This window comes from Bartonella acomydis, from assembly GCF_039543025.1.
Taxonomy (GTDB): Bacteria; Pseudomonadota; Alphaproteobacteria; order Rhizobiales; family Rhizobiaceae; genus Bartonella; species Bartonella acomydis.
Genome location: NZ_BAABIY010000002.1, coordinates 53,316 through 66,184, shown reverse-complemented (window position 1 = coordinate 66,184; position 12,869 = coordinate 53,316). Strand labels below are relative to the sequence as shown.

Below are 12,869 nucleotides of genomic sequence, written 5' to 3'. Positions count from 1 at the left end.
AAATTGCACTATTTTTTTAAATCAATTCATTAGATAAATGATTGTGATGTAAAATGGTTTTAGAACGTCGATATTTTGATCATAACGCAACAACACCGCTCAAAAAAACAGCGCGGCTAGCGTTAGTAGAATCTTTAGAGATATTTGGTAATCCTTCATCTGTTCATACAGAAGGACGTGCTGCTAAGACTTTATTGCAAAAAGCACGTAGGCAAATCGCTGAAAGTCTTAAAACCAATCCAGATCATATTGTATTTACATCTGGTGCAAGTGAGGCTGCGATGACTTTGTTAACGCCCTTTTATAATATGGGAAGATCTAAGGTGCTGTTTTCTCATCTTTATATTGGTGCTACTGAACATCCATCTGTTGCAGAAGGAGGACGTTTTCCTAAAGAGTTCATCAGTACAATTTCTGTTGATCAAGATGGGCTTATTCAACAAGATAAATTACTCTCTCTCTTAAAGCTTCATGATAAAACAAAAGGGCTTCCTCTTGTTGCTATTCAAGCAGCAAATGGTGAAACAGGTGTTCTTCAACCAATAAAAGAAATAGCTGCTATCGTTCGAGATTTTGGAGGCATTCTGATTGTTGATTTGACGCAATATGTAGCCAAAAGCTTTGTTGATATTCATCAGATAGGAGGGGACTTTTTTATACTCTCAGCGCACAAAATTGGTGGACCAAAAGGAATTGGAGCTTTTGTTTCAAGTGGGAACCTTCTCATGCCATGTCCCCTTATTATAGGAGGAGGACAAGAAAAAGGGTTACGTGGAGGAACAGAAGCATTGCCACTTATTGCCGCTTTTGGAGCAGCAATAGCCGACTGTTACAATCAAGAAGAGATAAAACAGTTAATGTCTTTACGCAATAAATTAGAAGATGGATTACAAAAAATATGTCATGATGTTGAAATTTTTGGCAAAAGAGTCCAGCGTTTATCAAATACAACTTATTTTACTGTAGGAAACCTCAAAGCTGAAACAATGCAAATTGCTTTTGATTTAGCAGGATTTTCTGTGTCAGCAGGTTCTGCTTGTTCTTCAGGAAAAGTAAAGCAAAGTAAAGTATTGGAAGCAATGGGCTACCGTGTTCCAAATGGAGCTATTCGCATTTCTATAGGAAGGTGCACAACATCTCAAGATATCGATGATTTTTTATTGGTTTTTTCTCAGATAGTCACTAATAGTAAAGAATAAGATTTTTATTCAAAAAATTAGAACTATTTTAAAAATAAAATAAGTTTGATTGAAATTTTCCCACTTTACATATAATTTAGAAAGCAAATTACTGCTTTAGTCTTATCATAAACAAGACTTTTAATCATCGGTTCTTGACGCCGAAAGAATGGAGAAAGCTAATGCCGGCAGTGCAGGAAACAATACGCCAGGTACGTGAGATAGATGTTGATCAATATAAATATGGTTTTGAAACCAATATTGAAACAGATAAAGCTCCAAAAGGTTTAAATGAAGATATTATAAAATTTATTTCTGCCAAAAAACAGGAACCTGAATGGATGTTAACATGGCGTTTGCAGGCTTTCCGCCGTTGGTTAACAATGCAAGTGCCTGATTGGGCACGTATTAAATACCCTAAAATTGATTTTCAAGAACTCCATTATTATGCTGCTCCTAAAAATCATACAGGACCAAAATCTTTAGACGAAGTAGATCCTGAGTTATTGGCAACTTATGAAAAACTTGGCATCCCTCTCAAAGAACAAGAAATTTTGGCAGGTGTGAGAAAAAAATCTGATCTCTCTACTTTTGATGAGAGTATTTACGCATCAGGGCAGGTAGCTGTTGATGCGGTCTTTGACTCTGTTTCTGTTGTAACAACATTTAAAAAAGAGTTAGCACGTGCTGGAGTTATTTTTTGCTCTATTTCAGAAGCAATTATCGAACATTCTGCTCTTATTAAGCAATATTTAGGAACAGTTGTGCCAGTAGGAGACAATTATTATGCTGCCTTAAATGCTGCTGTCTTTACAGATGGTTCATTTGTTTATATTCCCAAAGGAGTTCGTTGTCCTATGGAACTTTCAACCTACTTTAGGATTAATGAACGCAATACAGGTCAATTTGAGCGGACATTAATCATAGCAGATGAAGATTCCTATGTTTCTTATCTTGAAGGATGTACAGCTCCCCAGCGTGATGAAAATCAGCTTCATGCTGCTGTCGTTGAGCTTGTAGCTCTCAAAGGTGCAGAAATTAAATATTCTACAGTACAAAATTGGTATCCCGGTGATAAGGATGGTAAGGGAGGCATTTATAATTTTGTAACAAAGCGTGGAGATTGCCGAGGCGATAATTCTAAAATTTTATGGACACAGGTTGAAACTGGTTCAGCAATTACTTGGAAATATCCATCTTGTTTACTCCGTGGTGACAACTCACGTGGGGAATTTTATTCTATTGCGATTGCAAATGGATACCAACAAATTGATTCTGGTACAAAAATGATTCATTTAGGAAAAAATACTTCTAGTCGTATTGTTTCTAAAGGTATTTCTGCTGGTTTTTCAAACAATACTTATCGCGGACAAGTTACAGCGCATCGAAAAGCGCAAAATGCACGTAACTTTACGCAATGTGATAGTTTGTTAATAGGCAATGATTGTGGTGCTCATACAGTACCTTATATTGAAGCAAAAAATGCCACAGCACAATTTGAACATGAAGCAACAACATCAAAAATTTCTGATGAACAGCTTTTTTATGTTATGCAGCGGGGAATTCCTGAAGAAGAAGCTATCGCATTAATTGTGAATGGTTTTGTAAAAGAGGTCATTCAAAAACTTCCGATGGAATTTGCTGTCGAAGCACAAAAACTGATTGGTATTAGTCTTGAGGGTAGTGTTGGGTAATTTTTTATTTATAAAAAATTTAATGCAAAAGGGCTATAACAGTAGCAAAGAATAGGCTCTATGATAATTACAAAAATGGATACGAAGGCAAGGTAAATGCACATTGGTATCCGACAACAAAACAGCCAGAACAGGATTAAATGATGTTAGAAATAAAGAATTTGCGTGCCCGTATTGTTGGGACCGATACAGAAGTTATTTGTGGTTTAAACTTGACTGTTCAAGATGGTGAAGTTGCTGCTATTATGGGACAAAATGGAGCTGGAAAATCGACACTGTCTTATTTGCTTGCAGGTCGTGATGATTATGAAGTCACGGAAGGAGACATTCTTTATAATGGACAATCACTTTTAGAAATGGATCCAGCAGAACGTGCCATATATGGTGTTTTTCTTGCATTTCAATATCCAATGGAAATACCTGGAGTGGCCACAATGGAATTTTTAAAAGTTGCCATGAATTCTCAACGCAAGGCGCGTGGTGAAGAAGAGCTTAAAATTCCTGAATTTATAAAATATGTTAAAGAGGCTTCTTCAAAACTTGAAATCAATATGGACATGCTCAAACGTCCATTAAATGTAGGTTTTTCAGGTGGAGAGAAAAAACGGGCTGAAATTTTACAAATGGCACTTTTTGAACCCAAACTTTGTATTTTAGATGAAACCGATTCTGGTTTAGATATTGATGCGCTAAAAATTGTTGCAGAAGGTGTTAATAAATTGCGGGATTCCATACGTTCATTTTTGGTTATTACCCACTACCAACGTCTCCTCAATTATATTGTCCCTGATACGGTACATGTTCTTTATAAAGGACGTATTATTAAAAGTGGAGATAAATCATTAGCGCTTTATTTAGAACAAAATGGCTATGCTGATATTATCAGTGACGCGGCTTGAGGTCATTGAATATGAATGCACAACAAGAATTGTTAACGGTTGAAAAAGATATACTCAACCACTTCAATCAATGTATAAGCAATTTACCTGGTGATGAAACAGTACAAATAGTTCGCAAAAAAGCTATTGAACTGTTTCAAACTGCACGACTTCCTTCCCGTAAAATTGAAAATTGGCATTACACAAATCTACGCACATTATTGAAATCTATCAGTGATTTTTCAGAAGTCAATGATAAGGAGCAATCCGTTAAAGCATTATTTTCAGAATGCGCTGTTTTTTCTATTAAAAATGGAAAAACAGATAAACAATCAAAAATTGCCTATGTAACAACAAAGCGGCTTGCAGATGCATTAGAAAAAAATTCTGTAAAGATAGATCACATCATTTCTCATGAAGACTTTATCGGACAAATAAATACGGCGTTTGTCACAAATGGTTGGCTTTTTCATATCCCTGAAAATACAAATTTAGATGTTCCTATTGAATTACAAAATATTCAAAGGGGAGGGCAATCTCATATTTTTTCAGAGATAAAAATTGATAAAAACAGTCAAGCTGTATTTGTTGAACGTCAGATTGGCAATGATAAAGAAACTTTCGTCAGTTCGATATTTTCATTACATGTTGCCGCTTATAGTGATGTTACATGGATCATTATTCGTAATCGTGGTTTTAATTCCACGCAGTTTAGCCGATTTTGTGCTGTTCTTGGTCAAGGAGCTAAATTATCACTTTATGTGATTAACATAGGCAGTCAACTTAATCGTCAGGAAATTGATGTTGAGTTGCAGGGAAAAGACTCTGACTTTCAATTGCGAGTCATCAATTTATTATCAGGAGGAACGCATAGTGATCTTACGATGAGTGTGCGTCATGTTGAAGAAAACTCAACTTCAACTGAAATTATACGCAATGTGGTTACAGATAAAGCAGTAGGCGTTTTTCAAGGAATCATACGCGTTGCACAAAAAGCTCAAAAAACAGATGCGCGTATGGCCTGTAATAGTCTTATTCTTTCAGATGACGCAGAATTTTATGCAAAGCCTGAACTAGAAATTTTTGCTGATGATGTTGCATGTGGTCACGGTGCGACAGTTGCTAATATTAATCATGATTATCTTTTTTATCTTATGGCGCGCGGCATCCCTTTTAAAACGGCTCGTGCACTTCTGATTAACGGATTTATTTCTGAGCTCATTGAGGACATTAAGCAAGATAATATCCAAACTGTTTTAAAAAATATCATTGGCAAATGGTTAGAAAAAAATGTTTAAGGTAAAAAATGAAAAGTAACGTAGAAATATTGAATTATAATGTAGAAGACATCCGCCGTGATTTTCCTATTTTACAACATAATGTTTACGGCAAGCGGTTGGCATATCTTGATAGTGGAGCATCAGCTCAAAAACCACAATCTGTACTTGATGCGATGGATAATTTTTATCGATATCGTTATGCAAATGTGCATCGAGGAATATATTTTTTATCAAATGCAGCAACACAATGTTATGAAGATGCTCGTGAAACAGTTCGGGGCTTTTTAAATGCTCAAACAGCGAGAGAAATTGTTTTTACAAAAAGTGCGACAGAAGCTATCAATACCGTTGCTTATGGTTGGGGAATGCCTCAATTGAAGGAAGGTGATGAAATTGTTCTCACTGTTATGGAGCATCACTCAAATATTATTCCTTGGCATTTTATTCGTGAACGTAAAGGCGTTAAGCTTGTTTTCGTGCCCGTTGATGAGGATGGTGTTCTCCATATTGAAGATTTTCAAAAAAGTTTAAATGATAGAACAAAACTTGTTGCTATTACGCATATGTCGAACGTATTGGGAACCATACCTTCTATTAAAGAAGTTATCAAGCTCTCACATCAAAATGCTATTCCTGTTCTTGTTGATGGCTCTCAGGGAGCTGTACATTTAACAGTTGATGTACAAAATCTTGATTGTGACTGGTATGTCTTTACAGGTCATAAGCTTTATGGTCCTACAGGCATTGGCGTCCTTTATGGTAAGGAATCTAGGCTAGAAGAAATGCATCCTTTCCAAGGGGGAGGGGAAATGATTGAGGATGTAACCGTTGATAAGGTTTTTTATAATGCCCCCCCTCATCGCTTTGAAGCGGGGACTCCTCCTATAGTTGAAGCTGTTGGCTTGGCTGCTGCTATTGATTACATGCAAAAAAAAGATAGAAATGCTATTCATACACATGAAAGGGCACTCTTATCTTATGCCCATGAAAGACTTGAAACGGTTAAATCACTGCGTATTTATGGCCGTTCTCCTGATAAAGGTGCGATTATATCTTTTGAAATGGCTGGTATTCACGCCCATGATATTGCTATGTTTGTTGATCGACAAGGTGTTGCGATACGTGCAGGGACCCATTGTGCGCAATCTTTATTACAGCATTTTTGTTTAACATCTGTTTGTCGTGCATCATTAGCTATGTACAGTAATCATGAAGATATTGACCAGTTAGTGGATGCATTAGAAAAAGCAAGGATATTTTTTAATGGCTAAATCAATTGAAGAGCCTCATTCTACAAAAGCTGTTGAAACTGTAAAGAAAAATGAAAAGTCTAACATATCAGCAATTCCAGCTGATGAAATTGATCGTATGACAGATGATATTATTGCTGCTCTCAAAACAGTTTATGACCCAGAAATTCCTGCTGATATTTATGAACTAGGACTGATTTATCGTATTGATATTGAAGATGATCGTTCAGTAAAGATTGAAATGACACTTACGGCACCTGGGTGCCCTGTTGCGGGTGAAATGCCAAGTTGGGTGGAGAATGCTGTAAGTGCAGTTGAAGGTGTTTCGCATGTTGAAGTAGTCATGACATTTGATCCACCATGGACACCTGAATGTATGTCAGAAGAAGCGCAAATTGCTGTTGGGTGGTACTAAATGTTGTTAAGGGATTTAAGATTATCTTCTTGTGGAAGAGATTTGCTGCTGATTTCTCATTTTTAATGAAAATACAGATTTTTTTATTATGTTAAACTCATCCGCCAATTCAAATTCTAAATTTAGCTCTTAGTATTTTAAAGATCAGAAATAGAAATCAGCTTTTTAACTTAAAAAAATCAACAGACTTTAAATAAATCTTATAGGTTTATTTTCCAATAATCCCACATGCTAAACGCGCACCTCCTCCACCAAGTGGTAATGGCTGATCTGAGTGATTATCACCTCCTAAATGAATTATAAGCGAGCGTCCTTTAATGTTCGAAAGTTTTTTAATTCGCGGAGCAAGAACACTCATTGTTGATTGCCCTTTATCATTTACATAAAGTTCAGGTAAATCACCTAAGTGACCACTCATATTATAAGGTCCAAGATGTTTGTTCGTATGAGCAGGGTCATAATGTCCACCTGCAGCACCACCTAATACACCATTTTTCATACCACACGATGGATTTTCATGCACATGAAAACCGTGCAATCCCTGCGGTAAATTGAACAAATTTGGTGTAAAAATTACACCATGTGCGTTTTCTTCAATTTTAATTATACCAATAGCTTTTTGTGTATTGCCTTTTTCTAGCTCATAAATCCTTACTTTAATAGATTTTGCTAATGCAGTAGGATAATAATTAAAATTGGCTAATAATAACAACAATATAAAGATAAGTTTTTTTAGCACAGTTTTTCCACTTTATTAATATCACAATTTAAATTTTGAAGTATATAAATATAATCAGTATTACACTCGATAAACCAAATATGTTAAAAGAAAAAACACTCTCTTAACATATTTGCAAAACACGGAGTTTATGAATTAATAGCTATAATTCTACTATATTTTTTCAAGAGGAGCTTTTAAATAAAAAGCAGATTTTTAAGCAATAAAAGCGTAAAATGTACCAACTAAAATACCTATTATTGATCCTATCATTGCACCAATAATCATTCCAATGAAAAATGCTATACCTATACCCATTGTGATAATTGGACCGAGTCCTGGTAGAGCAATATAACCATAAGTTGCAAGAGTGGTTGCAATTGCCCCTGATATAGTACCATTTAAACTTCCAATAAAAGCAGGCTCTTTAAGAGAATGATAGACTCTTTTTAAAAAATTTTTCTTGCAGCTATGAGAACCAATATTGCTATAATTTTTAAAATCAATCATATTTTTTTCTTTTATTTTGAATGCTAATTGTCCCAGAATAATCAACTGATATAAGAAAATGGTTTTCTTTTAATTTTACTAAAGCGCGCCAAACACCTGTATCATCTAAACGCAATCGTTTAATATTTGCGAAGCCATTTTGCACGAGACAGTTTTTAATTTGCGAAGCAGTAAATGAGTTTTGTCCTGATTTAGTAATGTCCTTTGTGAAGCTATATGCAGAAGTTTGACAATAGGGAGCATAAAAAAGCTTGCTTATTAAAGCCGTAACTATAGATGAGAGACATATAATCATCATAAAAAAAATGCTGAATTTCAAAATCTTACTTAATCTCATCTTGCTGTCATCTGTTGAAACGCTACTTTATTAACTTTCGTATTGCTAACAAGTTCCCAAGACTATAAGTATTTGAAATATTATAGTTAATAAAGAAATGATGAACTAAAATCGTTTTTTATTCTCTTAAAGAACAAGATAGTATCAAGTAAAATATCTTACCACTATGGATTTTATGAGATCATTTATATACTAGCCTTATTTTGTATTTTTATCAGTATACTGGGCTTTTGCTATTTTATAGTACCTATGGAAATGTCTCCTTAACATTCTTTTTAGTTGTGCTCATTGTTTTAACTCTATTAGTGTCACCCATTTTTGCTATATCAATAGAGCTGTGTAGGTAAGTTGGATTAGAATATTTGCATAATTTCTTTGAAGCCGTAACCAGGATAGATCCCTTCTCGCATAAATAAATTACGTAACGGTGGACAATGACGTAATAAGCCAAGTCCCATACTCCGTATAATATGAATCGGCAACATATTAGAAAGTAAAGAAAAGTTGAGAATATGAACAGATCCACTTCGGATTAATATATCAGACCGACGATATTTATTATACTTTGCAACAATTATTTTAGAGTGAAAATCAGATATTTTTTTAGGTAAAATATCAATTAAAGTTTGCACATCACGAAATCCTAAATTTAATCCTTGTGCTCCAATAGGAGGAAAAACATGAGCTGCTTCACCCACTAAAATCGTTCGATGAGCAGCAAAACAATGAGAAATAAGTCCTGAAAGAGGCCAAGCTTGAATCGATGTTTCTAATATTAATGTTCCAAGCATTGATTGCATTTGGCTTTCAATGACTTTTGTAATTTCTTTTTCCCTCATATTTAATAATTCGTCAGCACGAGAGGGATGAACAACCCATACAAGGCTGGATCTTTTCCCTAATAATGGAACCTGTGTAAATGGACCATGTTCTGTATGAAATTCAGTTGATGTATTTTGATGAGAAAACTCATGAGAAAAATTAAGAACAAGTGCTTTTTGTGGATAACTCCACTGTCTGGCACCTATACCCGCAGCTGTTCGTGCTAGAGAGTGGCGCCCATCAGCAGCAACGACAAGCGGCGTTTGAATAACGCTACCATCTGCAAGAGTAACACGTATATGACTGTTTTCCTGTTTGAAAGCTTTTGCTAAAGAAACAAATCTTGTGATATTAGGCATCTGCGTAACAGAATCAACTAAAGCCTTGTTCAACTCCACATTAGGAATATTATACCCAAAAGCCTTTTCACCAATTTCAGCAGAAGAAAAATTCACACTAGGAGCACGCACAATTCTAGAGGTGATATCTATGATTCTAATAAAAGATAAAGCTGCAGCATGTCTTTTAAGAATGTTCCAAATATTAAGTTTTTCAAGTGTACGCACTGCTGGCATCATAAGAGCAGTGGTTCGTAATTCTTCCACATGGGGAGGTGGGCCAATAAGACAAACAGAATAGCCCTGATGTGCAAGACAAAGTGCTGACAACATACCGACTGGACCAGCACCAATGACAGCAATATTTTTATATTCGTTTTGTTCACATGTCACAATGGCCTAGACCTTTTCTCGTTTATAAAATATTTTAACATTTCTAAATCATAAATCTCTTTTTATTGTATGAAGCCTTTCTATTATATTATGTAATCAGTAATGCGATATAAAAAAGTAACTTTTTTGTGATTTTTTTGACGATAAATTATACCATAGGTAAAACAGTGTGTTGATAAATGGATAAAAACTTTAAAGACGAGGGTAAGAAAACTTTGAAACGTAAGCTAACAAAAAAAATCAAAACAAATGCTGAACTCTTGCGCCACAAAAAAGTAACAATGCCACAAGCAAAGGCCTTTTCCGTTCATTTACTAACAGCTTCAGGTTCGTTTTTGGCATTTCTTTCTCTTATATCAGCATCTCAAAAAGAATGGACTGCTATGTTTTGTTGGCTTGGACTTGCACTTCTCGTTGATGGTATAGACGGTCCAATTGCACGCAAACTTGATGTTAAATACGTACTTCCGACATGGTCTGGAGAGCTCTTAGATAATATTATTGATTATGTCACTTATGTTTTAATTCCAGCTTTTGCGCTTTATCAAAGTGGTTTAATGAGTTCAGGATTATCATTTTTATTGAGCGCTATCATTGTTATTTCTTCAGCTATTTATTACGCAGATACTGGAATAAAAACCAAAGAAAACTTTTTTAAAGGATTTCCTGTAGTTTGGAATATGATGGTTTTTATGCTTTTTGTTGTAAAGCCAAAAGAGTGGATTATTTTTACTATTATTGCCTTATCAGCAATTATATCTTTTTTACCAATTTATTTTATCCATCCAGTAAGAGTTATCCGTTTGCGCAAACTTAATTTTCCAATTTTTCTCTTATGGTGTTTTTTTGGTGTTGCTGCATTTTTTTACAAACTGAATGCACCGTCTTGGGTTAAGATAGGAATCTCAATTACAGGAATTTACATTTATTGTATTGGTGCTATCATGCAACTATTCCCCCAGTTAGGGATAAAAAAGCATAAATAAAATAATAAGTTAGATGTTTTAAAACGGGGATAATATGCAAATTGACTTTGGGGCAGGTGATGACATTTCTTTTACAAAGAAAGGGCATGCTGGTATTATAAAATTGACACGCCCTTCAGCATTAAACGCCCTTAATGGACGAATGGTTTTTGCTTTAAAAAAAGCTCTCAGTACATGGGAAACAGATGATGATATTTCTTGCGTCTTAGTTGAAGGAGAGGGACGTGCTTTTTGTGCTGGTGGAGATATTGTAGAAATCTACCATATGAAAAAAAAAGCTTCCTCTTATCAATATTTTAGTGATGAATATCGCTTAAATGCTTATATTAAACATTTTTCCAAACCCTATATTTCTTTTTTGAATGGTATTTGTATGGGAGGAGGGGTAGGTATTTCTCTATACGGTTCACATAGAATTGTTACAGAAAATACATCCTTTGCTATGCCAGAGGGTGCTATTGGATTTTTTCCAGATGTTGGTGCAAGCTTTTTTTTACCCTCTCTTCCCAATCACTTTGGCATTTATCTTGCGTTGACTGGTGCACACATAAAATGGGGTGATTGTTTAAATTTAGGCTTAGCTACACATGCGGTTCCTGAAATTGAATTAGCCTCCATTAGAAAAGCTATTATTGAGCAAGGAGATCCTAAATTAGCTTTAGATGCGCGAGCAATCAGAAAAGACTATGAAACAAGTTATGAAACACGTTGTGTTATCAAAGCGTGTTTTGCTGCCCATACGTTAGAGAAATGCCTTGAACTGCTCTATGAAAAAAGCAAAGAAGGTGTCTTATTTGCTAAAGAATGTTATGATATCTTGCAATCACGTTCTCCAACAAGTTTAAAAGTTATCTGGAAACAAATGAAACAAAATCCATACCAAACTTTGGAAGAATGTATGAAAATGGAAAACCGCATTGCACATCATATGATTAATTCACATGATTTCTATGAAGGTATACGCGCAATGTTAATTGATAAGGATAAAACACCGAAATGGCAGCCAAATAAACTTTCAAATGTAACCGATGCAATGATAGAGACTTATTTCCAACCTGTTGAAAAGGAATTATTATTTTGAAAAATAATCCTCAAAAACAAATTTCAAAAATCACATTAATTTATAATTGTTATTTGCGGTTTTTAGCGCTCATTTGCTTGAGCTTAAGCATTTTTTATTGGGTACGTCTTGTTGGTATATTACCCGGTGCTTTATGGCGTTTTGATCTTATGCCATGGCATTGGCAATTTGCATCCGCTACATTAGCTATTGTTTATCCTATCGCCTTAATTGGCCTCTGGATGTATTCGCTATGGGGGATTGTTTTATGGTGCATTGCAGTATTTACAGAAACATTAACGATTTATTATTCTAATGACCAATCCTTTTTACCACTATCTCATGGAATATTATTTATAATTTTTGTGACACTAAAAATTATACAAAGATTAAAAATTAAAAGACTTATTAGATTTTCGGGTTAGAATAACTAACCCGATCAATCTTAATTTCCTAATTTCCTAGATAAAAGGAACCCACCAAAAATCCCAATTACTTTTTATAGGCATTGAAAACAACCATATTAACGTTGATAACGTACCCCATACTGACATTGCCACCATAATATACCCTCCTTTTAGTTCCATAATATATATTATGCGACAATACGATTACGACCTTTATTTAGTCAGATTTATGCCGCACATTTCTATATTAAAACAACATTATGGCAAAAATTAGACGAAGTACTTTACCTATTTGAATAATATAAAAATTTTATTTTAAGTGATTTTACTTAAAACAAAAATACAATTTGATACAACCAATAAAAAATTACTGTGGTAATTGACAATGTTTCATACGTGCGAGATCACTCAAAACAGCATCACTGTATCATCAATTTACTCTTTATTAGCATAAAACTCTCTCGTTGAATATCAGCGCTAAATTCATCGCACTATCATGTTGTAACAGAGATATTTTTTTCTAAGCGCCCCCACATCCTGACAAGAAAGTTGCTAAAACCACAATACATATTATAAGCTTAAAATATCTATACATAAAAACCT

Annotated in this window: 13 protein-coding genes; 9 read left to right on the top strand and 4 right to left on the bottom strand. The window is 34.7% G+C overall.

The window, feature by feature from the left end:
• Positions 1 to 53 precede the first annotated feature (53 nt).
• The 6 genes from ABD909_RS00785 to ABD909_RS00760 all read left to right on the top strand — a co-directional run bounded on the left by ABD909_RS00785 (position 54) and on the right by ABD909_RS00760 (position 6,695).
• Positions 54 to 1,199, top strand: coding sequence for a cysteine desulfurase family protein (locus ABD909_RS00785; RefSeq protein WP_345096043.1), 1,146 nt, complete (start codon positions 54 to 56; stop codon positions 1,197 to 1,199).
• Positions 1,200 to 1,360: 161 nt separating this feature from the next.
• Positions 1,361 to 2,872: a Fe-S cluster assembly protein SufB gene (gene sufB / locus ABD909_RS00780; RefSeq protein WP_345096041.1), complete on the top strand. Its 1,512-nt coding sequence runs from the start codon at positions 1,361 to 1,363 to the stop codon at positions 2,870 to 2,872.
• Between the two features lie 143 nt (positions 2,873 to 3,015).
• Positions 3,016 to 3,771 carry a Fe-S cluster assembly ATPase SufC gene (gene sufC / locus ABD909_RS00775; protein ID WP_345096086.1) on the top strand — a complete coding sequence of 252 codons (756 nt, stop codon included), beginning with the start codon at positions 3,016 to 3,018 and terminating at the stop codon, positions 3,769 to 3,771.
• Positions 3,772 to 3,782: 11 nt separating this feature from the next.
• Positions 3,783 to 5,048: a Fe-S cluster assembly protein SufD gene (gene sufD / locus ABD909_RS00770; protein ID WP_345096039.1), complete on the top strand. Its 1,266-nt coding sequence runs from the start codon at positions 3,783 to 3,785 to the stop codon at positions 5,046 to 5,048.
• 8 nt (positions 5,049 to 5,056) lie between these two features.
• Entirely contained in the window at positions 5,057 to 6,301 is a 1,245-nt protein-coding gene (locus tag ABD909_RS00765) for a cysteine desulfurase (protein WP_345096038.1), read from the top strand.
• The gene (locus ABD909_RS00760; protein WP_345096037.1) at positions 6,294 to 6,695 is read left to right on the top strand and encodes an SUF system Fe-S cluster assembly protein; all 402 of its coding nucleotides are present in this window, start codon (positions 6,294 to 6,296) and stop codon (positions 6,693 to 6,695) included. The genes ABD909_RS00765 and ABD909_RS00760 overlap by 8 nt, the downstream gene beginning before the upstream one ends.
• 208 nt (positions 6,696 to 6,903) lie before the next feature.
• On the opposite strand, the gene sodC is transcribed toward ABD909_RS00760, so the two are convergent.
• From sodC to ABD909_RS00740, 4 genes are all read right to left on the bottom strand, one after another.
• Positions 6,904 to 7,434: a superoxide dismutase [Cu-Zn] SodC gene (gene sodC, locus ABD909_RS00755; RefSeq protein ID WP_425547907.1), complete on the bottom strand. Its 531-nt coding sequence runs from the start codon at positions 7,432 to 7,434 to the stop codon at positions 6,904 to 6,906.
• A 195-nt stretch (positions 7,435 to 7,629) separates the two neighbouring features.
• Entirely contained in the window at positions 7,630 to 7,938 is a 309-nt protein-coding gene (locus ABD909_RS00750; RefSeq protein WP_345096083.1) for a hypothetical protein, read from the bottom strand.
• Complete coding sequence (locus tag ABD909_RS00745; RefSeq protein ID WP_345096036.1) at positions 7,916 to 8,260, bottom strand: hypothetical protein; 345 nt, start codon at positions 8,258 to 8,260, stop codon at positions 7,916 to 7,918. The genes ABD909_RS00750 and ABD909_RS00745 overlap by 23 nt, the downstream gene beginning before the upstream one ends.
• Positions 8,261 to 8,613: 353 nt before the next feature.
• Complete coding sequence (locus ABD909_RS00740; protein WP_345096035.1) at positions 8,614 to 9,813, bottom strand: UbiH/UbiF family hydroxylase; 1,200 nt, start codon at positions 9,811 to 9,813, stop codon at positions 8,614 to 8,616.
• Between the two features lie 179 nt (positions 9,814 to 9,992).
• On the opposite strand from ABD909_RS00740, the gene pcsA reads away from it, so the two are divergent.
• The 3 genes from pcsA to ABD909_RS00725 are packed head-to-tail and all read left to right on the top strand — an operon-like array spanning position 9,993 to position 12,284.
• The gene (gene pcsA / locus ABD909_RS00735; protein WP_345096034.1) at positions 9,993 to 10,799 is read left to right on the top strand and encodes a phosphatidylcholine synthase; all 807 of its coding nucleotides are present in this window, start codon (positions 9,993 to 9,995) and stop codon (positions 10,797 to 10,799) included.
• Positions 10,800 to 10,833: 34 nt separating this feature from the next.
• Positions 10,834 to 11,880: an enoyl-CoA hydratase/isomerase family protein gene (locus tag ABD909_RS00730; protein ID WP_345096033.1), complete on the top strand. Its 1,047-nt coding sequence runs from the start codon at positions 10,834 to 10,836 to the stop codon at positions 11,878 to 11,880.
• On the top strand, positions 11,877 to 12,284 hold the full coding sequence (locus ABD909_RS00725; RefSeq protein ID WP_345096031.1) for a DUF6163 family protein: 408 nt from the start codon (positions 11,877 to 11,879) through the stop codon (positions 12,282 to 12,284). Before ABD909_RS00730 ends, ABD909_RS00725 begins: the two co-directional genes overlap by 4 nt.
• Positions 12,285 to 12,869 lie beyond the last annotated feature (585 nt).

Coding starts and splice junctions, on each gene's coding strand:
- ABD909_RS00785 (WP_345096043.1), top strand. CDS start 54: ATGGTTTTAGAACGTCGATATTTTGATCATAACGCAACAACACCGCTC.
- ABD909_RS00765 (WP_345096038.1), top strand. CDS start 5,057: ATGAAAAGTAACGTAGAAATATTGAATTATAATGTAGAAGACATCCGC.
- pcsA (WP_345096034.1), top strand. CDS start 9,993: ATGGATAAAAACTTTAAAGACGAGGGTAAGAAAACTTTGAAACGTAAG.
- sufB (WP_345096041.1), top strand. CDS start 1,361: ATGCCGGCAGTGCAGGAAACAATACGCCAGGTACGTGAGATAGATGTT.
- sufD (WP_345096039.1), top strand. CDS start 3,783: ATGAATGCACAACAAGAATTGTTAACGGTTGAAAAAGATATACTCAAC.
- ABD909_RS00760 (WP_345096037.1), top strand. CDS start 6,294: ATGGCTAAATCAATTGAAGAGCCTCATTCTACAAAAGCTGTTGAAACT.
- sufC (WP_345096086.1), top strand. CDS start 3,016: ATGTTAGAAATAAAGAATTTGCGTGCCCGTATTGTTGGGACCGATACA.
- ABD909_RS00730 (WP_345096033.1), top strand. CDS start 10,834: ATGCAAATTGACTTTGGGGCAGGTGATGACATTTCTTTTACAAAGAAA.
- ABD909_RS00745 (WP_345096036.1), bottom strand. CDS start 8,260: ATGAGATTAAGTAAGATTTTGAAATTCAGCATTTTTTTTATGATGATT.